General features: G+C 71.3%; 14 protein-coding genes. 2 read left to right on the forward strand and 12 right to left on the reverse strand.

Annotated elements, in window-relative coordinates; genetic code table 11:
- Positions 1-283: 283 nt before the first annotated feature.
- From ACWCXB_RS08440 to ACWCXB_RS08480, 9 genes are all read right to left on the reverse strand, one after another.
- Positions 284-3,085 carry a hypothetical protein gene (locus tag ACWCXB_RS08440; RefSeq protein ID WP_450720360.1) on the reverse strand — a complete coding sequence of 934 codons (2,802 nt, stop codon included), beginning with the start codon at positions 3,083-3,085 and terminating at the stop codon, positions 284-286.
- Positions 3,082-4,197 (reverse strand): ATP-binding protein, encoded by a 1,116-nt coding sequence (locus ACWCXB_RS08445; protein WP_450720362.1) that lies wholly within the window; start codon positions 4,195-4,197, stop codon positions 3,082-3,084. Before ACWCXB_RS08445 ends, ACWCXB_RS08440 begins: the two co-directional genes overlap by 4 nt.
- A 23-nt stretch (positions 4,198-4,220) precedes the next feature.
- Positions 4,221-5,705: a VWA domain-containing protein gene (locus ACWCXB_RS08450; RefSeq protein ID WP_450720364.1), complete on the reverse strand. Its 1,485-nt coding sequence runs from the start codon at positions 5,703-5,705 to the stop codon at positions 4,221-4,223.
- Positions 5,702-7,120 (reverse strand): hypothetical protein, encoded by a 1,419-nt coding sequence (locus ACWCXB_RS08455; RefSeq protein WP_450720366.1) that lies wholly within the window; start codon positions 7,118-7,120, stop codon positions 5,702-5,704. Before ACWCXB_RS08455 ends, ACWCXB_RS08450 begins: the two co-directional genes overlap by 4 nt.
- Positions 7,090-7,593 (reverse strand): hypothetical protein, encoded by a 504-nt coding sequence (locus tag ACWCXB_RS08460; protein ID WP_450720368.1) that lies wholly within the window; start codon positions 7,591-7,593, stop codon positions 7,090-7,092. Before ACWCXB_RS08460 ends, ACWCXB_RS08455 begins: the two co-directional genes overlap by 31 nt.
- Positions 7,594-8,011: 418 nt before the next feature.
- Entirely contained in the window at positions 8,012-8,758 is a 747-nt protein-coding gene (locus ACWCXB_RS08465) for a 2-phosphosulfolactate phosphatase (RefSeq protein ID WP_450720370.1), read from the reverse strand.
- Entirely contained in the window at positions 8,755-10,392 is a 1,638-nt protein-coding gene (abc-f, locus tag ACWCXB_RS08470) for a ribosomal protection-like ABC-F family protein (RefSeq protein ID WP_450720372.1), read from the reverse strand. The genes ACWCXB_RS08465 and abc-f overlap by 4 nt, the downstream gene beginning before the upstream one ends.
- A 95-nt stretch (positions 10,393-10,487) precedes the next feature.
- The gene (locus ACWCXB_RS08475; protein ID WP_450720374.1) at positions 10,488-11,024 is read right to left on the reverse strand and encodes a TrmH family RNA methyltransferase; all 537 of its coding nucleotides are present in this window, start codon (positions 11,022-11,024) and stop codon (positions 10,488-10,490) included.
- Positions 11,025-11,106: 82 nt separating this feature from the next.
- Entirely contained in the window at positions 11,107-12,129 is a 1,023-nt protein-coding gene (locus ACWCXB_RS08480; RefSeq protein WP_450720376.1) for an oxidoreductase, read from the reverse strand.
- 67 nt (positions 12,130-12,196) lie between these two features.
- Here ACWCXB_RS08480 and ACWCXB_RS08485 point away from each other — a divergent pair, with 67 nt between their 5' ends.
- Positions 12,197-13,165 (forward strand): NAD(P)/FAD-dependent oxidoreductase, encoded by a 969-nt coding sequence (locus tag ACWCXB_RS08485; RefSeq protein WP_450720378.1) that lies wholly within the window; start codon positions 12,197-12,199, stop codon positions 13,163-13,165.
- Positions 13,166-13,184: 19 nt separating this feature from the next.
- Here the strand turns inward: ACWCXB_RS08485 and ACWCXB_RS08490 are convergent, their stop codons facing one another.
- The 3 genes from ACWCXB_RS08490 to ACWCXB_RS08500 all read right to left on the reverse strand — a co-directional run bounded on the left by ACWCXB_RS08490 (position 13,185) and on the right by ACWCXB_RS08500 (position 18,384).
- The gene (locus ACWCXB_RS08490) at positions 13,185-14,927 is read right to left on the reverse strand and encodes a BCCT family transporter (protein ID WP_450720583.1); all 1,743 of its coding nucleotides are present in this window, start codon (positions 14,925-14,927) and stop codon (positions 13,185-13,187) included.
- Between the two features lie 122 nt (positions 14,928-15,049).
- Complete coding sequence (locus ACWCXB_RS08495; RefSeq protein WP_450720380.1) at positions 15,050-16,393, reverse strand: M14 family metallopeptidase; 1,344 nt, start codon at positions 16,391-16,393, stop codon at positions 15,050-15,052.
- Positions 16,390-18,384, reverse strand: coding sequence for a Xaa-Pro dipeptidyl-peptidase (locus ACWCXB_RS08500; RefSeq protein ID WP_450720382.1), 1,995 nt, complete (start codon positions 18,382-18,384; stop codon positions 16,390-16,392). The genes ACWCXB_RS08495 and ACWCXB_RS08500 overlap by 4 nt, the downstream gene beginning before the upstream one ends.
- A gap of 211 nt (positions 18,385-18,595) precedes the next feature.
- Here ACWCXB_RS08500 and ACWCXB_RS08505 point away from each other — a divergent pair, with 211 nt between their 5' ends.
- On the forward strand, positions 18,596-20,149 hold the full coding sequence (locus ACWCXB_RS08505) for a M1 family metallopeptidase (RefSeq protein ID WP_450720384.1): 1,554 nt from the start codon (positions 18,596-18,598) through the stop codon (positions 20,147-20,149).
- The last annotated feature ends 93 nt before the right edge of the window (positions 20,150-20,242 follow it).

Genomic DNA, 20,242 nt, shown 5'->3' on the forward strand with positions numbered 1-20,242 from the left:
GGGCTCCACCCGCAGGGGGTGGAGCCCCGGTACGCCCCGCAGACGGGCTGCCGGACATGCCCGGTCCCGTCCGGTCGGCCCGGTGTCCGTCCTCAAACGCCGGACAGGCTGGATGTGCCGGCCCGCACCGCCGAGGCGGCCGGGGATGTTCGTCCTCAAACGCCGGACAGGCTGGATATGGCGGCCCGCACCGCCAGGTGAGCCCGGGTGCCGCCGGACGGGTCAGCCACAGGGCCGGGGACCCGACGACGGATCCGCTGCGTGGGCTTTCACCCCACCGACGTCATGGGCCGGCCAGCAATACCTCCAGCGCCACCGCCGTATCCGGATGGCGGCCGACCAAATCCGCGCCCGGCACGCCAGGGTCCGCCGTCTCCCACGTCCCGTCGCAGCCCAGCAGACTCGCCAGCGCGTCGCACGTCTCGGGGTGGGCAGCGAGCAACATGGCACCGCGGCTGCCCTTCGCGCGCCGCGCCGGATGCACGGCTTCCGGCGCCGGATGCGCCCGCCACGGCGGCACCCACTCGTCCAGCGCTGCGAGCCGCCCGGGGAAGATCCGTCCGGCCTCACGGATCAGCAGCGGGGCAAGCTCGGCGCCCCCCGATCGCAGGGTGGTGATCAGGGTCGGCAGCCACGGCAGGAGCACCGGGTCCGGCAGCCGTCCGAACGCGTTCGACACCGCTTCCACAACGAAGTCGGTGAGGCCCGGGACGGGCTCCAGGGCGTGTACGAAGCCGCTGAGGTAGCGCGGATAGGCGGGCACCACCAGGGGGTTGCCCAGCAGTTCGTCGCACCTCGCCCGAAGGTCCGCGCGGGAGAGGTTCCCGAGCTGTACCTGAGCCGCCCACAGCAGCGCCGTCTTCGACGGTTCCTGCGGATGCGACTGGGCGACCGCCAGCTCCAGTTGGGTACGGTCGCAGCCCAGCGACAGCGCCAGGCTCTCCATGCTGAACAGGAAGCCCAGCATCGCCGCCACCTGGCGGACGGTGGCGTCGTCGTCGGTGAACGCCGTCGGCAGCAGGGTGCAGTAGTGCGCGTACCCGGTCTTGACGAAGGACTCGATCCACGGCGGCAGCACCGGCTCGTTGGTGCGGTAGTACGCCAGCAGCCGCCGTACACGGCGCAGCACCTCCGGTGCGCCGTCGACGCTGCGTTCGGCCGACAGCACCTCCAGGGCTCGGGTGCCCAGCTCGTCGGCGAGGCGGCGGCTGCGCAGATACAGCGTCGCGTCCTCGACTGCTTCCAGGACGGTCGCCGCGGTGGCCTGCGGGCCGTACGCCGTGCGGCGCAGGCGCTGCTCCAGGACCTGCTCGATGCTGACGCCCTCGTAGCCGAGCTCGATGAGCGCGCGCTGGTGGGTGCCCAGCGCCAGGTCCCACGACTCCTGGATCGGCCGCTCGCCGAGCCGACGTTCGCCCATGATCGGCCGCGCGGCACCCTGCGGCATCAGGTAGCGCAGCATCCACAGCACGTCGGAGCACTGCTCCAGTTGCGGCTGGGAAGCGATGTCCAGTAGCGCCCGCTGCACGCCGCGCTGTTGCAGCCTCAGGTTCAGCGGCGCCAGTCGGTCGTGCACGTCGCGAGCCAGGGGTGGCAGCGCGTCGTAGCCGACCTGGCCGATCCGGTCGCCACCCATCATGATCTCCACGAGACGGCGCACGTCGCGCCGTCCGGGCACGGTGTCCTTCTCGATGCAGGTGACGGCCGCGTCCTGGAAGTCGTACGGAGTCGGCTTGGTCCGGTCGCGCATCCCGGCCAGCAGGATCGACGTCTCGAACACCGCGATGGCGTCGGCGGTGGAGGCGAGGTAGCCGCCTCGGCGCGCGGCGCGCACGATCTCCACCGACCAGCCGAGCAGTTCGGCCTCGTCCAGCCGGTCCAGGACGGGTGGTTGCTGCAGGAAGCCGGTCAGCTTGTCCGAGGGCGGGACGGCCGGTACGGGAGCCGCCGCGGCCGCGGTCTTCTTGGCCTTCGTCCTCCTCGTGCCCGCCTGTCCCGCCAGGCGGTACGGCTCCACACGCGTGCGCCTGACGTTCTTCGCCCAGACCGTCGCGGCGATCGACACCGAGCCGGCGGCGAGGCCGAACTGCGCCTCGATCGCCGCGTGGCTGGAGGGGATCAGGCCGTGCTGCCACTTGGTGGCACTGCGCGGGCCGATCTCGAAGGTGTCGGTGCCGTGGACGCCGAACTCGGCGACTCGGCTTGCCGCGTGGAAGGCGCCGCAGACGTAGAGACAGTCCGCGGGATCGGTGCCGGTCGCGGCCAGGTGCTCCCGCATCCTGGTCCACATGTAGCGCTCGCGGTCCTCGTCCACGCGCACCCGGTGGGGGTCGCCGGGTGCGAGGCGCCGGAAGAGGCTGCCGATCAGGAGCATGACCTGGCGGTAGGTGTCGTGGTCGCTGTCGCCGAGCGGCAGTTCGACGTACTGGTGCCACCACTCCGACCAGTGCCGCACCCTGCCGTGGCGCAGCAGGTGCTCCTCCAGTTCGGCGAAGCGCGGCCGCAGGTCGCCGATCTCCAGGCCGACCGCGTCGCCGTGCAGCGCGGCCTCTTCCTCGGCGGGCGTGGCCTCCGCATCGGCAGGCTCTACGGGGTCCGTCCCGCGCGCGTCCCACTGGAAGACGTGGTCCGAGGAACGGTCGACGAGGACCAGTTCGACGCCCGGCGTGTCCAGTGCGTAGGCGATCGCCTGGTACTCGGCCGAGGCCTCGGTGATCGGTGCGACCACCGACAGCGGGGACCACTCGGCCGGGAAGCCGTCGGTCTCGGTCGCGAACGCCTGGACCGCCACCGGAAGCTTGCAGTTGCGCAGTTCGGTCAGCAGCGGCGCCATGTCCTCGCACAGCTCCAGGTACACGACCTTCGGCTGCTTCTCCCGCAGGCGGCGTGCCATCGCGATCGCCGAGGCGGGCGAGTGGTGGCAGACGGGGAAGATCTCCAGTGGCTCGCGCACCGCGCGGTCGACGTCGTCGACGATGCCGAGGAGGATGCCCTCCAGAGCGTCGGGCCCGTCGGCGAACGTCGCGGCGGCCTCCTGCAACTGTCCGCGCAGTGCTTCGAAGGTCCCCTGGTGCGTGCTGCTCATGACAGGGTGGCGATCGCGTCGCGGCCGCCCTCCAGGAACTCCGGCCAGGATCCGCCCTCTTCCTTGCTGCGCGGCTCGACGACACCGTGCAGGTACTTGTTGAGGATGGCCAGGTCCTCCGGCTCGCGCCGGGCCAGCGAGCCGACGAGCGAGGAGGCGAGGGTGTGGGCGGTCAGGGCGCGCTCGCCGAAGAAGTTGCTGTGCAGGATCGCGTCCTCGAGCACGCCGATCTGTTCGGCGGTGGACAGCGCGGACTCCAGCTTCTCGTCGTCGCTGCCGGCCGCGGCCGCCGAGGCGCGCAGGTCGGCGAAGCTCTGCAGCAGCACGTCGAGCAGCGTCGGCGGCACGTCCAGCTCGATCTGGTGGCGGCGCAGCAGTTCCTCGGTGCGGAAGCGGACGATCTCCGTCTCGCTCTTCTTGTTCGTCACCACCGGGATGCGGACGAAGTTGAAGCGGCGCTTGAGCGCCGAGGACAGGTCGTTGACGCCCCGGTCGCGGCTGTTGGCGGTGGCGATGACCGAGAAGCCGGGCTTGGCGAAGACGGTGCCGTCCTCGCTGTCCAGCTCGGGAACCGAGATGTACTTCTCGGACAGGATCGAGATCAGCGCGTCCTGGACGTCGCTGGTGGAGCGGGTGAGTTCCTCGAAACGGCCGATCGTACCGGTCTCCATCGCGGTCATGATCGGCGAGGGGATCATCGACTCCCGCGACTGGCCCTTGGCGATGACCATGGACACGTTCCAGGAGTACTTGATGTGGTCCTCGGTGGTGCCGGCCGTGCCCTGCACGACCTGCGTGGAGTTCCGGCAGATCGCGGCGGACAGCAGCTCGGCCAGCCAGCTCTTGCCGGTGCCGGGGTCGCCGATGAGCAGCAGGCCGCGGTCGGAGGCCAGCGTGACGATGGAGCGCTCGACGAAACTGCGGTCGCCGAACCACTTCTGCGAGATCTCCCGGTCCAGGCCGTCGGAGCGCTCGGAGCCCAGGATGAACAGGCGGACCATCTTCGGGGACAGGCGCCACGAGAAGGGCTTGGGGTTGTCGTCGACCGACTCCAGCCAGTCCAGCTCCTCGGCGTACTTGATCTCGGCAGGGGCGCGCAACAGGTCGGACATATCAGGGCCTTTCTGAGCAACAATTAGGCGAGAAACGTCTTGAGTTCGTGGACGAGCTTGCGGATGTGGCCGGAGAGCACCGGCGTGCCGAGGGCCTTGAAGCGCTCCCGGAACCAGGGGTTGACCTCCTGGCGGCCGGAGCTGGTCACCGAGCCGACCGGAATGAACTTCACCCCGGAGCGGTGGACCGCCTCGATTCCTTCGAACAACGGCTGGGAGCGGTCGAATTCGTAGAAATCCGAGATCCACACCATCACGGTGTCCCGAGGATCGGTGATCTTCGGGCGGGCCATCGCCATCGCGACGGGGCCGTCATTGCCGCCCCCGAGGTTGGTGCGCAGCAGCGCCTCGAACGGGTCGCTCACCCAGGGGGTCAGGTCGATGGCCCGTGTGTCGTAGGCGATCAGATGCACGTCCACCTTCGGCAGCCCGGCGAAGATCGACGCCAGGATGGTGCAGTTCACCATCGAGTCGACCATCGAGCCCGACTGGTCCACGACGACGATCAGCCGCTGGGGCGTCGTCTTGCGGGCGGTGTGCCGGTAGTAGAGGCGGTCGACGTACAGCCGCTCCTCCTCCGGGCTCCAGTTGGTGAGGTTCTTCCAGATCGTGCGGTCGAGGTCGAGATTGCGGAACACCCGCTTGGGCGGGACGGAGCGGTCCAGCGCGCCTACCGTGGCCTTTTCCACCTGGGTGCGCAGCACTTCGGCGACCTCGTCGACGAAACGGCGGATCAGGGCCTTGGCGTTGGCCAGGGCCACGCCCGAGAGGTTGTTCTTGTCCCGCAGCAGCTGTTCGATCAGCGACATGCTCGGGGTGAGCTGCGCGGCGAGCTTGGGGTCGGCCAGCACCTCGCGCAGGTGCATCCGCTTGACGAGGTCGGCCTCGATGGCGCCGAGTTCCGGGCCGATCGCCGGGATCAGCCGGCTGAGGTCGGGCGTCGTGCCCAGGCCGCCGGTGCCGGTCGGGCCGACGCCCGGTCCTGCCGTGGCTCCCCCGGGCCCTCCCCCCGCGCGGCCGCCGCGCAGCTCGCCGGGCCTGCAGCCGAGAGCGCGCTCCAGCCAGCCCGCATCGGACTGCCAGCGCGCCAGTTGTCCGGCGGTGACCGTGCCGGAGCCGGAGGCGAAGACGCTGAGCAGCACCTTCGACACCAGCGCCGCGCGCCGTACTTCAGCGGCCCGGTCGCGTGCACCGTCGGCGGGGTCGGGGTCGGGACGGGGCACCATCAGACCGTCGAACTCGGTGGCCAGCTCCGGGTGGCGCTGCACGATCGAGTCGACGGAGGCCCCCGGGTCCAGCAGCGCGGACGGCAGACCGATGTCCTCGACGACGGCGAGGCTCGCCGATTCCAGCGTGGCCTGCTCCTCGTGGTCGAAGAGGCGGGCGAGGAGCCGCCAGTACAGGACCTGGCGGCGGTTGTCGTGGGGGTCCACCTCGGGGTTCTGTGGAGTCGTGCAGTCGGCCGTCTGCCAGGTCTCGGCCGTTTGCCCGGTCGTGTGCTCCGTCATTTCCGCAGCAGCCTCCCTGCCCGCTCCCGAAGCACGGCCACGGCGTCGGTGGCGGCCTTCTCGGCCTTGACGCCGGCCTTGTCGGTCGTGCCCCCGGCCCATCCCCCGGCGTGGATCGCGACGGCCTTCTTCCGTACGGTCGTCTCGACGGCCAGTGGCTGGACGACGAACGCCCCGGCGTCCCAGCGGAGCAGCCCGATGCACGCTCCGGACGCCGCGACGGCCTCAGGGGTGAGCGGTCCGGCGGTCGGAATGCGGTCGGTGTCGATGGCGAGAGGGTGTCCGGCGATGGTGAACGTCAGTGCGTCGTCGTCCTTCTGGGCGGCGTAGCCCTCCAGGAAGACAGGTACGGCGATGCGCGCCGGGTGCCGGTCCAGCGGTGCGGTCGCCGCAGCGGTCGCGGTGGGCAGGGCGACGCGGGCGGTGGCGCAGGCGTCGGCGGGCTCGCCCAGGCGTGCGTGCTCGTCGCTCCAGATCAGGTCGCCCTCGGCGGTGACCGGCATGTCGGCGAGGTCCATCGAGCGGCCCTCGCCGGCGGCTGCCAGGAGTGACATGTGCGGGCGGAGCAGCTGCCAGAGGCCGGCTCCGACGACCGTGTCGGGCTTCGGCACCGACACGCCGGCACGCACCAGGCGGGGCGCGGTGCCGTCCGCGGGCTCGAACACCGCGTGGACCTGGACCTGTGCGGCGGTCGCGTGTTCGTGCAGGTCGACCCCGAGGGGCAGCAGGCGGCCGGTGGCCGTACCGGTGATGGTCACGTCGGCCGCACCGGGCAGCGTCAGCAGCATCGCGCGCGACCACAGGTCGGCCCAGCGGCGTGCCGGGATGCGATCCAGGGCCGCACCCGGGCAGGATGCGGCGAGTTCGGCGGCGAATCCGTCGAGGAGCGTCGCCAGACGGCGCAGGGCCGGGTCCGGAAGCATCGCGGAGACGACCTGCGCCGCCCCGGAGACCACGTCGTGGTCGATGCCCTGCCACCCGGAGCGCGCCAGATCGGACAGCCAGGAACGGGCGGCCGCGAGCAGGTTCGCCGCTTGCTGCCCGCCGGACACCGGGACGGCCTCCTCGCTGCGGGGCCGACCGGTCGCCTCCTCGACGCGGGTCATCAGTGCGTCGTGGACGGAGCCGAGCAGCGCGGTGCGGGCGGCGGCGAGGGCGACGAAGTGGTCTTCGCCCGCGGCTCCGGCCGCCGCCTTCTCGGCCGCCTCGGCGACCCTGGTGGCCAGCGGCGTCCCTGCGACGGCGTGCGTGAGCTCTGTCAGGCCGGCGGCCTGGGCGGGCTGGGGACAGAGCAGTCCGGCGACGAGAGCCCGGTCGAAGGCGTCGACGGCCGCCAGGGCTTCGTCGAGCCCGTCGACGGTTTCGGCGAGCAGGTCGGCGCGCATCACGCCACCGCCCTGGTCGGCGGGAACCACTGCATCTCCGGCAACGGTGCGGTGGTCGGGGCGAGTTCCAGGTAGGCCAGGTGGCGCAGGAACCGGCTGAAGACGGGCGCGGCGGCCTTCGTGTCACCCTGCGGTGGACGTGTGCTGCTCATGTCGGCAGCGATGGTCTCGGCGCTCGGCACCCCGTCCGCGAGCTCGACCCTCAGGTAGCGGGCGACGCGCTCGGCGCCGTACTGCAGCACCGCCTCGTTGATCAGGGCCCGGATGTGATTGCAGAACGAGCCCCTCGCGCCGCCGCAGGGCCGGTTGTTGTTGGTGCTGCAAGCGAACGCGTACGTACCCGCCGCGACCGACGAGACATAGACCCGCTCGATGTCCGAGCCGCTGGACACCACGCCCTGCAAGCGTCCGTCGGCCAGCTCGACGAACGGGACCTTGGCGAGCTTGCGCGGCCGTGCGGGTGGTATCACCCGTGCCGTGCTCGACCTCTCCCAATCCGACAACGCACCATCTCCTATGCACCGAGGGGACTTCCGCGCCACAACGGCGGGACACGGCTGAACATACTTGCGACCACTGACAACGCCGGTTGCGCGGACGCACGGTCGCATCCCGCGCTGCTCGCGGAGCCGGCAACAAGGCCGCGGAGCGAGGCGGATGACCGGTCGAGACGCGCGGGAACCGGTCGAGACACGCGGGAACCGGTCGAGACACGCGGGAACCGGGCGCCGAGCGCGACCAGGCGCCGCACGACCCCACCGTGCGGCGACCCCGGGGAACCCACACGCCGACCGCCGCATCCTGGCGCGGCTCGGCGACAGGTGCGTACCGCTCGGGCAGGGGGAGGCGGCGAGCCCACGCCATGGATCGGAGAGCGCAGGGGCATCGGCGGGGAGAGGCCGCCGTGGGCGCTCCCCGCCCTCAGGTTGACGCCGTGAACGCGCCGTCCGCGAGGACCGGCACCGACGTCGATGCGTTGATCTCCGCCGCGATGTCCACGTCCGCCGTGAACCCCGCGAAGGCGCCCTCGCTCAGTTCGCGGCCGGAGTGGCAGCGGTGGAGGACCGTCGCGGGGTCGGCCGTCGTGTCCCACGCGGCCGTGGCCGCCTCGGGGGTCAGGTCCGTCGTGCCGAGGCCGCGCAACGTGGAGATGAGTGCCCCGGCACCGAGCAGGTCCTCCACGGCCGGCCGCAGGGAGCCGTCGGGCCACTGTTCGCCCGCGGCGACGACCGCGAGGGGGCGCTCGGAGGTGCCGTAGCCCTGGGTCCTCAGCCATCGGGCCACCGCGCGGGCGTTGCGCAGGGACACGGCGACGACCGTGGCCCCGCCGGCGGCGGCCTCGGCGGCGATGGTGGAGCCGTTCGGCGAGGGCAGCACAAGGCGTGCGGTGCGGGGCGCGCGACGCAGGGCAGCGGGCGACAGTGACCAGGGCGATTCCCGGGTGACCGCGCGGCGGCCGACGGCGAGGGCGGCGTCCAGGCGGATGGCGTACTCCTGCGCGGTGGCATCGCGCCAGCGGTACGGATAGACCCGGGTGCCCGCGTCGACGGCGACGCTCACGGCCGTCGTGAACGACAGCACGTCCACGACGGCCAGGCACGCCACGTGCGGCGCCAGGTGCCGGGCGCCCGCAGGCCCCCACTCGAACCCGACGCCGCAGCCGTTCACGACTCGGTCACCTTGCCGTCCGCCACCTCGATGCGCCGGGTCGTACGGACCGCGTCCAGCATCCGCCGGTCGTGCGTCACCAGCAGCAGCGTGCCGCTGTACGAGTCGAGCGCGGACTCGAGCTGCTCGATGGCGGGGAGGTCGAGGTGGTTCGTCGGCTCGTCGAGTACGAGGAGGTTGACGCCGCGACCCTGGAGGAGGGCGAGCGCCGCGCGGGTGCGTTCGCCCGGGGAGAGGGTGACGGCGGGGCGCAGCACATGGGCGGCCTTGAGGCCGAACTTGGCGAGGAGGGTACGGACCTCGGCGGGTTCGGTGTCGGGCACGGCCGCGCAGAAGGCGTCCAGCAGTGACTCCGTACCGTGGAAGAGCTTCCGCGCCTGGTCGACCTCGCCGACGACGACGCCGGAGCCGAGCGTCGCGTGCCCGGAGTCCAGCGGGAGACGGCCGAGGAGGGCCGCGAGCAGCGTGGACTTGCCGGAGCCGTTGGCACCGGTGATGGCGACCCGGTCCGCCCAGTCGACCTGCAGCGACACCGGCCCGAAATGGAAGTCGCCCCGCCGGACCTCCGCGTCGCGCAGCGTGGCGACGACCGCGCCGGAGCGTGGCGCGGCCGCGATCTCCATCCGGAGCTCCCACTCCTTGCGGGGCTCGTCGACGGCCTCGAGGCGTTCGATCATCCGCTGGGTCTGGCGGGCCTTGGCAGCCTGCTTCTCACTCGCCTCGCTGCGGAACTTCTTGCCGATCTTGTCGTTGTCGGTGGCCTTGCGCCGCGCGTTCTTGACGCCCTTGTCCATCCAGGAACGCTGCATCTGGGCGCGGCCTTCGAGGGCGGTCCTTTTGTCGGCGTACTCCTCGTACTCCTCGCGCGCGTGCCGCCTGGCGGTCTCGCGCTCCTCCAGATAGGCCTCGTAGCCGCCGCCATAGAGCGTGATCTGCTGCTGGGCGAGATCGAGCTCGAGGACCTTGGTGACCGTACGGGTGAGGAACTCGCGGTCGTGGCTGACGACGACCGTGCCGGCGCGCAGTCCCTGGACGAACTTCTCCAGCCGCTCCAGTCCGTCCAGGTCGAGGTCGTTGGTCGGCTCGTCGAGGAGGAACACGTCGTAGCGGGACAGGAGCAGCGAGGCGAGCCCGGCGCGGGCCGCCTGACCGCCGGACAGGGACGTCATCGGCTGGTCGAGGCCGACCGTGAGGCCGAGCGAGTCGGCGACCTCATCGGCACGCTCGTCGAGGTCGGCGCCGCCGAGCGCCAGCCAGCGTTCGAGGGTGGTGGCGTACGCGTCGTCGGCGCCGGGCACGCCGTCGACGAGGCCCTGCGTGGCCTCGTCCATCGCGGCCTGCGCGGCGGCGACCCCGGTCCGGCGGGCCAGGAACTGCCGTACGGTCTCGCCCGCGCGGCGCTCCGGCTCCTGCGGGAGATGGCCGACGGTGGCGCTCGGCGGGGAGAGCCGCAGCTCCCCCTGCTCGGGCGTGTCGAGGCCGGCGAGCAGCCGGAGCAGGGTGGACTTCCCGGCGCCGTTGGCGCCGACGAGGCCGATCACATCACCCGGCGCGACGACGAGGTCGAGCCCGGAGAAGAGCGAGCGGTCGCCGTGTCCGGCGGCGAGGTCCTTGGCGACGAGGGTTGCAGTCATGAGGTGGCCGATCCTATCGGGGGCACAGGTCGGGCCCGGTCCCGGCCAGTGGGGGCCGGTCCCGGCCAGGGCCCGCCTGGGCCGCCTGGAGCGGCTCAGAGCAGGCCCGCGAGCTTGTAGAGCGCGAGCGATCCGGCGACGGCCACGTTCAGGCTCGCTCCCGTGCCGATCATCGGGATCTCCACGCACTCGTCGAGCAGGTCGAGGGCTTCGGGCGGGATGCCGTCCTGTTCATGGCCGAGGACCATGACGGTGGGCTCGCGTGCGGGCGGGAGATCGGCGAGGCGGACGGCCTCGTCCGCGAGCTCCACGCCCACGATCCGTACGCCACGCTCGCGCTGCCGCGCCAGCCAGCCCAGTGGATCGCCGGTCCAGTGGGTGCACAACGGCTTGCGCAGGGTGTTGCCGCGCGCCAGCGCCTCCGGCACCCACGGGAAGCGCGGCACCGTCAGACAGGCGCCGACCGCGTCACAGGTGCGGGCGAGGGTTCCCAGGTTGGCTCCGTGCAGCGGCCACAGGGGCGCCGCGTAGAGATGGTCCCAGCAGGAGTGGGCGCGCGGTCTGCGCGTGCGGCGCAGTTCGGCGGGGGTACGCGTACGGATCGCGGGTCCGTTCCTCCGTGCGCCGCTCATCGGCGCGGGGAGGCGGACCTCCAGTTCGGTCGGTTCATGTCGTCTCGGCGATTCGACGGCTCGCCCGGGCCCCTCGGCTGTGTCATCGCGCTACGGGCGCGACCAGCACGCCCCCCATGGCGCGTGCCACCACGAAGGATTGCCCCTTCACCGCCCGCGCGTCCAGCGGAATTGTGTGGCTGCCGGGCTCCAGCATCCCGTCGAAGACGTCGTGGGTGTGGGTGCGGTGGAGCCGGTCCAGGCGGTATGCGACGAGCCTGACGCGGCAGGCAGAGGTGACCGTCACCTCGACCGCACCCGCCTTCGCCGTCAGCCCTGTCAGGCGGCGGCGCTCCACCGGGCCCCGGTCCAGGGCGTGTTCGATCTGGGCGACGAGGAGCGGGATGACCGGGGCGAGGCCGTCGACGCAGGCGGCATCGACACCGGCCCCTTCGAACGCGGCGCGCACCGCCGCGCGTTCCGCCTCCCCGACCGCCCGCCCGAAGGCGACGGCGCCGTACGTGCGCAGCTCCTCGGCGGGGATCCGCGTCGCGTCGTCGGTGATCTCGGCGCCGATGCCGATGGTGCGCAGCGCGGCGGCGAGCTTGGCGAGGACGGCGACGCGGGCGCCGATGAGCAGGACGCGGCGGCGCGGGCGGGCCTCCTCGTCGTCGAGCAGCCGCTCCAGCTCCGCGCGGTACTCGGCACCGCGGAAGCGGAACGGCCCTATGCCGTGGTAGCCGCCCCGCTCCAGGTCGGCGGTCTCGTCCGTCTGCCAGGCGAAGTCCCGCCAGACGATGTCGTCGCTGTCGCGCTCGATCACCGCGGTGACGGCACCGCATGCGAGCATTTCGCACTCCGGGCAGCCGTAGATGACGTACCGTCCGCCGGGCAGCGGAGCCTCCGCCTCCAGCGGCAGACTGCGCACCTGGTGGGTGAAGATCGCGGGCGGGATGTCGGAGGCGAGCGGGGAGACGGCGTCGAGGTCGGAGAGCTGGAAGAGGAGCGGCCGGCCGTCGACGATGAAGTCCATGAAGTCCCGGTGGACCTGATAGCCACCATCGGCGAGGACTCCCCCGGCCCGCATAGCCGGCGCCAGCCCGAAGGTCGCGTACTCGGCAGACATGTCCTGAGTATCCCCAGCTGCGACGGGATGTGAGCACGCCACGACGGATTCGGCTACGGTCCGGCTCGTGAACGGAGAACCGGGCGAAGTGATCGTGGTCGGCAGCGGGGTCATCGGGCTCACGACGGCGGTGGTGCTCGCGGAGCAGGGCCGCCGGGTGCGGGTGTGGACCCGCGAGCCGGCCGGGGAGACGACCTCCGCGGTGGCGGGGGCGCTGTGGTGGCCGTACCGGATCGAGCCGCAGGAGCGGGTCGGCGCGTGGTCGCTCACGTCACTGAGGGTGTACGAGGCGCTGGCGGCCCGGCCGGAGGAGACCGGGGTGCGGCTGGTGCCCGGTGTGCACGCCGGGGTCCGGCTCGACGGTCTCGGCCCGTGGGCACGGCACGTGGCGGACCTGCGGCAGCTGGAGGCCGACGAGATGCCGGCGGGGCACGTGTCCGCGCTCGCGGCGCGGCTTCCGCTGATCGACATGCCGGTGCATCTGGCCTGGCTGCGGGCGCGGCTGGAGGCGGCGGGCGGGGCTGTGGAGACCCGGGAGGTGCGCTCGCTCGCCGAGGCGGCGGCGCAGGCTCCGGTGGTGGTCAACTGCACGGGGCTCGGCGCCCGTGGCCTCGTACCGGATCCGGAAGTGTCACCGGTCCGCGGGCAGTTGGTGCTCGTGGAGAACCCGGGGATCACGTCGTGGTTCACCGCGGCGGACGACGCGTCGAGCGCGACGACGTACTTCTTCCCGCAGCCCGGTCGGCTGATCCTGGGCGGCACGGCCGACGAGGGCCACTGGTCGCCGGCCCCGGACCTGGCGACGGCCGCGGCGATCGTGGAGCGCTGCGCCCGGATCCGCCCGGAGATCGCGGATGCGCCGGTGCTCGGGCATCGGGTGGGGCTCCGGCCGGTGCGGTCGAAAGGGGTTCGGCTGGAGCCGGGCCGCGAGGCGTCGGCGCCCGGGACCCGGCTGATCCACAACTACGGTCACGGCGGCGCGGGTGTCACCGTGGCCTGGGGCTGCGCGCAGGCGGTGGCATCGCTGCTGGGGTGACCGACCCCTCCGCTCCCCGTCAGGAACCCTTGACACCGTCCCGGCCGGTCCCGGGCTCGTCCCCCTGGTCCGTGTCGGTCCCTGGTCCGGCTTCCGTGCCCTTCTCCGCCTCGGGGACGGGCCCGATACGGATCTCGAAGGCACCTGCGTACTTTTCGTGACCCGCGATCACGGCCTCCTCCACGGCCTCCTCGGCAAGCTCGGTGCGGACGATCAGCGGGTCCTGGCGAAGGTCGCGCATGAGGGACAGGCACATGCCGACCATCACCAGCATGAACGGGGCCGCGACCAGGATCGTCAGATGCTGCAGTCCGGCGAGCGCATCGCCCTTGCCCTCACCGACGAGCAGCATCACGGCCGCCACCGCGCCGGTCACCACGCCCCAGAACACGACGACGAGCCGGGCCGCTTCGAAGGTGCCCCTCTGCGAGAGCGTGCCCATGACGATCGAAGCGGCGTCCGCCCCGGAGACGAAGAAGATGCCGACCAGGATCATCACCACGATGCTCGTCACGCCCGCGATCGGGAACTCCTGGAGCACGCCGAAGAGCTGACCCTCGGGCGTCGTCTCGGCCCCGAGCCGACCCCCTTCCTGGAGCTTCATCGCCGTACCGCCGAAGATGGCGAACCAGATCAGGCTGACGGTGCTCGGCACCAGGATCACGCCGCCGATGAACTGACGGATCGTCCGTCCACGGCTGATGCGCGCGATGAACATGCCGACGAACGGCGTCCAGGAGATCCACCAGGCCCAGTAGAAGACGGTCCAGTTGCTCAGCCAGTCGTCGATTCCTTTGCCGCTCGCCGCCTCGGTACGACCGGCGAGCTGCGGCAGATCGCCGATGTAGGACGCGAGCGAGGTCGGCACCAGATCGAGGACGAGGATGGTCGGTCCGGCGACGAAGACGAAGACGGCGAGCGCCACGGCCAGCACCATGTTGGTGTTGGACAGCCACTGGATGCCCCGCTCGACACCGGAGACGGCCGAGAACACGAATGCCACCGTCAGCACGCCGATGATGCTGACCAGAAGGCCGGTACCGGCCTTCTCCATCCAGCCCAGTTCCCTGAATCCACTGCCGATCTGCAGGGCGCCGAGGCCGAGGGAGGTGGCGGATCCGAAGAGCGTGGCGAAGATCGCGAGGACGTCGATCACCCTGCCCGGCATGCCCTCGGCGTGCTGCTTTCCGATGAGCGGCTCGAAGACGGCGCTGATGGTCTGCCGCCTGCGGCGCCGGAAGGTGCTGTATGCGATGGCGAGGCCGACCACCGCGTAGATCGCCCAGGGGTGCAGGGTCCAGTGGAAGAGCGTGGTGGCCATGGCCGTCTGCATGGCGTCCGCCGAGTCGGCGGGGTCGGTCCCGGGCGGCGGGTTGACGTAGTGCGCGAGCGGCTCGCTGACACCGTAGAACATCAGGCCGATGCCCATGCCCGCGCTGAACATCATCGCGACCCAGGAAACGGTACGGAACTCGGGTTCCTCGTGCTCCTGGCCGAGCTCGATCCTGCCGTAACGGCTGATGGCGAGCCAGAGGGCGAAGACGACGAAGCCGGAGGCGGCCAGGACGAACGCCCAGCCGCCGTTGTGCATCAGACCGCTCAGCATCGTGTCGGAGATGCTCTCCAGCGTCTTGGTGGAGACGGATCCCCAGATCACGAAGGCGAGGGTGAGCACGGCCGTCACTCCGAACACCACCCGGTCGGTCACGGGAGGCTCGTCCTCGTGGGGGTGGCGGCCCGGGAGGGCCGCCCTCACGGGCAGCCCCGGTCGCTGATCCGGAGGCTGTTCGTCGTGCGACACAGGGGGCACCTTTCACGAAATTTCGTGGAACCTGATTTCGCTGTCCGGTACCCCCTACCACACCCTCCCTGCACCGCCCGGGATCAACAGGCGGTGACAGACTGCCCCGTTGCGAGGTGGTATGTGGCGCGTTGATCGAGCAGCAGCGGCACCAAGGCGCGCTGGGACTGACGCAGCGGTACGAAGGCGGAGCCGTCCCCGTCCGCCTTCGCGAGCACGCCGTGCAGGGCGAGTTCGTCCTTCACGTCCGCGTACTGTCCGGCCGTGAGCCGGTAGCCGCAAGGCGGGTTCTGGAGCGTCTCGTCGGGGGTCGCCGGGTCGTTGTCCGCTCCGCCGAGGTACACCGGTCCACGGTCGGCGAAGCCCTTGATCCGGGCGGCCGTGGTCGCGGCCTCGATCCGGCCGCGCCGCTCGTCCACGAAGCGGAAGGCGCCGTCGAGGGCGGCGAGTTGGGTGTTCATCCGGCGCCGGTTGTTGAGGGCGGGATCGCGCCGCTCCGCGTCGGTGAGGGCGTCGATGCGGGTTTCGACGAGGAGTCCGACGGAGTGTTTGAGGCCCGCGGTGTTGCGCAGGATGCGTTCCTGTCCGTCGCCGGCGACCTGTTTGACCGGCTCACCGGTCATGGGGTCGGTCCAGATGCCGTAGATACCGCTGCTGAATCCGGCGTCGTGAGCCGCGGGCCGCACGTACGTCTCGGAGAGTGTGTGGGCCTCCTGGTGCACTGTCGGATCGGTGTTGAGGTTGCGCGGCCAGAGGGAGAGCAGGTCCTTGTCGTAGTAGGACGGTGTGGCGTTGTACTCGTGCAGGTCATAGATGACGTCGGGGCGCTGGTCCCGGATGACGGCGGCCACGGCACGGCCCTCTGCCGTCCTGAGGGCGACGTGGTCCCGGTTGATGTCGATGCCGTCCGCGTTGCCGCGGGTGTCGGCTGCGCGACCGTCGGGGTTGGCGGTGGGGACGACGAGGACGGTCGTACGGTCCAGGAAGCGGAGGGCCTTCGCATCCCTGGCCTGCGCGAGATCGCGGATCGTGGTGAGGCAGGCCTCGCGGCCCGAGGGCTCGTCGCCGTGCTGGGTGCAGATCAGCAGCATGGTGCTCGCGGTGGGCCGGTCGCCGCCGATACGCACGAGCTGGAGCGGGCGGCCTTGTCCGGTCGTGCCGATGGTGCGTAGCGAGACGCGCTCACTGGCCCGGTCGACGGCGGAGAGGAACTCCCATTCCTCGGGCTGCGTGGTCCACCGCGCGCCGCCCGATGCCTCGAATCCGGTGCGGGGCAGGGGGACTCGGTGGGCATCGGGCACCGCTTGGGCCGTTGCTCCCTGGGCAGTTGCTCCCTGCGCGGGGGCCGCCGCCAGGGCGTGCGCGGCCGCCAGGGGCACGGCGAGTGCGCAGACGGCTGACGCGACGGTACGGAAGCGCCGGTTCATCGGTTGCCGCCTCCCGGGATCGGGCTGATCGGACGCGGTTCGGCGACACCGTTGAGCCGGGATCCACGCGGGGCTGCGGCCGACGGCGACGCGGTGCCCGTGGTGGCGCGCAGGAAGGCGGCGGCTCCGCCGGGGATCGGCAGCCGTGCGGCGGTACGGGCCAGGTCGAGGGTGAGGCTCGGCCTGGTGGAGGGAGGGTCGATGAGGTCCTTGTCGGTGCCACCGATGATGAGGGCCAGCCGGTGCCCCGCCGGAACGACATGGTCGGTGGCGTGCAGATCGAGGGTGATGGTGTACGCGGTGCCGGGCGTGAGCGGGCGGCCGGTGCCGGCGGATGCGTGGTTGCCGAGGTCGGCCCAGCCGCGGCTGACCACGGTGTAGTCGACTGCGGCCGTGCGTGCCGCGGTCTCCTTGAAGCAGGAGCTGTCACCGGTGGTGCTCGGGCCCCAGCAGGTGCGCTCGGGCAGGGTGGTGATGCCTTCGCCGGCGGCGGCGTAGTCGCGGATGGTGGCGGGGCCGAGGTCGACGAGGACCGCGGAGAGATGCGCGGTCGTGGTCGTCGGGGTGGCGGTGACGGTGACCGTGGAGGAGCCGGAGAGCCGTAGTTCGCGGCTGAGCGTCGGGGTGACGAATCCGGCCTTGGCCGGGGTGGCGCGGTCGATGTCGGAGGCCCAGTCGGTCTCGCCGAGGGCTGGGTCGTCGGTGAACGTCTCGGTGGCCCCGGGCCGGGCGGGCTTCAGGGCGAGTGTCCCGACGCCGGGTGTGGCGCCCTTGCCGGGGCGGAGCGTGGTGGTGGCGGTGGAGCGGGGCGGCCAGACGCGGTCGGTGGACCACTGGTCGGGGGCGCGTTCGACGTCGGCCATCGGCTCGCGGTCGATCCCGTTGGCGTAGCCGAGGAGGTAGTGGTCGAACCAGCGGTGCAGGGTGCTGACCCACTCGGCACGGCGGAAGTCGAAGGGGTCCACGTGTCCGGTTTGGGAGAGCCAGACCTTGCGCTCGACACCGTGTGCGGCAAGGGCGTCCCACCACTGGCCGAAGTGCTTCGGGCGGACGTTGAGGTCCTGCATGCCGTGGACGGCGAAGACGCTGGCCCGGACCTTGCGGGCGTCCGGGACGTAGTCGCGTTCGCTCCACAGGCCGGTCCAGTCGCCGGTGCGCGGGGCCTCGTCGACGAGTCGCTGCTGGACGGCCTGGCAGCGGGCGCGGGCATCAGGGCTGTCGACGTAGTTCGAGAGCCAGTCGGGACCGGAGTCGTAGAGCGGGGCGCCCTTGGCGAAGTAGTAGTCGTACCAGGAGGAAATGGCGGCGATCGGGACGACGGTCTTCAGGCCCTCGACTCCTGTCGCGGCGACGCCGTTGGCGATGGTGCCGTCCCAGCTCTTGCCGATCATGCCGACGTTGCCGGTGGTCCAGCCTGCCGCGGCGCGCCCGGCGCCGGTGCGGCTGGTGTAGGCGCGGGCGCGGCCGTTCAGCCAGTCGACGACGGCCTTGGCGGAGACGATGTCGGAGCGCCCGCCGACGTCGACGCAGCCGTCGGAGCGGTTGGTGCCGGCGAGGTCGACGGCGACGAACGCGTAGCCGCGCGGCACGAAGTAGTTGTCGTAGTACAGCGGGAACTGGACGGGGTTCCCGTTCGCGTCGTAGGTCTTCTTCTGGCTCTCGTTGCCACGCCCGCAGCAGGAGTAGTACGGGCTGGCATCCATGATGACCGGTATCTTCCGGCCATGCTGCGCCGCTTCGCGCGGCCGGACGATGTCGACCGCGACGCGGTCGGTCCTACCGTCCCCGTCGCCGTCGAGCCGGGTGTCCACCCATACGGACTCACGGATCGCGTTGTCGTACGAGTAGACGGGTCTGCTCTCCCGGGGCGGTGCGGCCGGCCGGGCGCTCTGGGCGCCGGCCGGTGGGACGAGGGCGGCTGTCAGGGCGGCTGTGGCCGCCACGATGAAGTACCTGCTCGAAAGGCGGGTGCCCCGCGCACGTATCGGCATGGGCGGAAGGTACTCCGGTCAACTCCTGTGCAACAGAGGGCAGTCGAGACATCAGTCGCGTACACAAAAGGGACCGGAACGAACGACGATGCGCAGCGCACCATGTCGGCCGAATGGCGATCGTGTGACAGCAGGGGCCATGGACATGACTGAACGTAGCGGCGTGAATAGGGTCCGAAGAGATCATCCGCCCCGACGACTTGGAGCATTCGTGCACCGCAGAATCCTCGTCCCGAGCGTGCTCACGGCCTCTCTCCTGCTGGCGATCCCGGCATCGGCCGCTGACTTCTCGCCTGGGGCCCCGGGCATCGGCGACACCTACTACCCGGCCAGCGGCAACGGCGGCTACGACGTGTCGCACTACGACCTGAGGCTCAAGTACCAGCCGAAGACCGACCTGCTGGAGGGTACGGCGACGCTCCTCGCGACCACGAAGCAGAACCTGTCCCGTTTCAACCTGGACTTCGGACTGAAGGTCAGCGAGGTACGGGTGAACGGGCGGAAGGCGTCCTTCCTCAAGACCGGCGACCAGGAGCTGGAGATCACGCCGGCCTCACCCCTGGAGAAGGGCAAGCCGGTCTCGGTGGTGGTGAGGTACGCGGGCAAGCCGTCCGAGCTGAGCATCGGCGGCTGGACCGCCTGGCACCGCACTCCGGACGGCGGCGTCGCCGCGCAGGAGCCGGACTCGGCGGTGTGGTGGTTCCCGTCCAACGACCACCCGCTGGACAAGGCGACGTACGACATCTCCGTGTCCGTTCCGGACGGCACCCAGGCGATCAGCAACGGTGTGCTGCAGTCGCAGTCCTCGCGGCTCGGCTGGACCCGCTTCAACTGGCGGTCGAACAAGCCGCAGGCGACGTATCTGGCCACGCTCGCGGTCGGCAAGTTCGACATCACGACCGACAAGACCGCGAAGGGCCTTCCGGTCCTCAACGCGTACAGCGTGGACCTCGGGGACAACGCGGGTGCGGCGCGCGCGAGCGTCGAGCGCACGACCGAGGTCGCGGAGTGGCTGGAGGAGGTCTTCGGCCCGTATCCGTTCAACGCGCTCGGCGGTTACGTCCCCAACGTCACCAGCGGCTACGCCCTGGAGACGCAGACCCGTCCGTTCTACAGCCCGCGGCAGTTCGCGAACGGCGCGAACGTCTCCGTGGTCGTGCACGAGCTGGCCCACCAGTGGTACGGGGACAGCGTCTCGGTCAAGGGCTGGAAGGACATCTGGGTCAACGAGGGCTTTGCCCGCTACAGCCAGTGGCTGTGGTCGGAGAAGCAGGGCGAGGGCACGGCGCAGGAGCTGGCGGACTACGTCTACGCGCAGCACCCGGCCGCCGACCCGTTCTGGACGGTGAAGCCGGGCGACCCGGGCCCGGACAAGCAGTTCGACATCGCCGTGTACGACCGTGGCGCGCTCGCCCTGCAGGCACTGCGCAACGAGATCGGCGACGAGGACTTCTTCGCGGTCCTCAAGGGCTGGCCGACCGTGAACGCCCACGGAAACGGCAGTGTGAGCGACTTCGTGACGTACGCCGAGAAGGTCTCGGGCAAGCCGCTCGCCGGGCTCTTCGACACCTGGCTGTACGAGCCGTCGAAGCCGGCCGCCCCGGCCGCGGCGGGAGCGCGGATCGCCGCCCGCGCCGACGTCCCGCCGGCGCAGCCGAAGTCCTGGAAGAAGATCGCCGCGACGAACACGATCCACGACCACGAGCACGAGCACGGTCACGGCGACGCGTCCGGCCGCGGTGGCGAGCACGGCCACGCGCACTGACGCCGGGTGTTGACGGTGCCGTCGCCCCCTCGGGGCGGCGGCACCTGCGGTTACCCTCGTGTGGATACGGTCCGACGCGCCGACGAGGAGCAT

Source organism: Streptomyces sp. NPDC001514 (assembly GCF_053597075.1).

Bases quoted from the DNA above. Each gene is read 5' to 3' on its own strand.
- ACWCXB_RS08480 (WP_450720376.1), bottom strand. From the start codon at position 12,129: ATGTCTGCCGAGTACGCGACCTTCGGGCTGGCGCCGGCTATGCGGGCC.
- ACWCXB_RS08500 (WP_450720382.1), bottom strand. From the start codon at position 18,384: ATGCCGATACGTGCGCGGGGCACCCGCCTTTCGAGCAGGTACTTCATC.
- ACWCXB_RS08495 (WP_450720380.1), bottom strand. From the start codon at position 16,393: ATGAACCGGCGCTTCCGTACCGTCGCGTCAGCCGTCTGCGCACTCGCC.
- ACWCXB_RS08445 (WP_450720362.1), bottom strand. From the start codon at position 4,197: ATGTCCGACCTGTTGCGCGCCCCTGCCGAGATCAAGTACGCCGAGGAG.
- ACWCXB_RS08440 (WP_450720360.1), bottom strand. From the start codon at position 3,085: ATGAGCAGCACGCACCAGGGGACCTTCGAAGCACTGCGCGGACAGTTG.
- ACWCXB_RS08450 (WP_450720364.1), bottom strand. From the start codon at position 5,705: ATGACGGAGCACACGACCGGGCAAACGGCCGAGACCTGGCAGACGGCC.
- ACWCXB_RS08475 (WP_450720374.1), bottom strand. From the start codon at position 11,024: ATGAGCGGCGCACGGAGGAACGGACCCGCGATCCGTACGCGTACCCCC.
- abc-f (WP_450720372.1), bottom strand. From the start codon at position 10,392: ATGACTGCAACCCTCGTCGCCAAGGACCTCGCCGCCGGACACGGCGAC.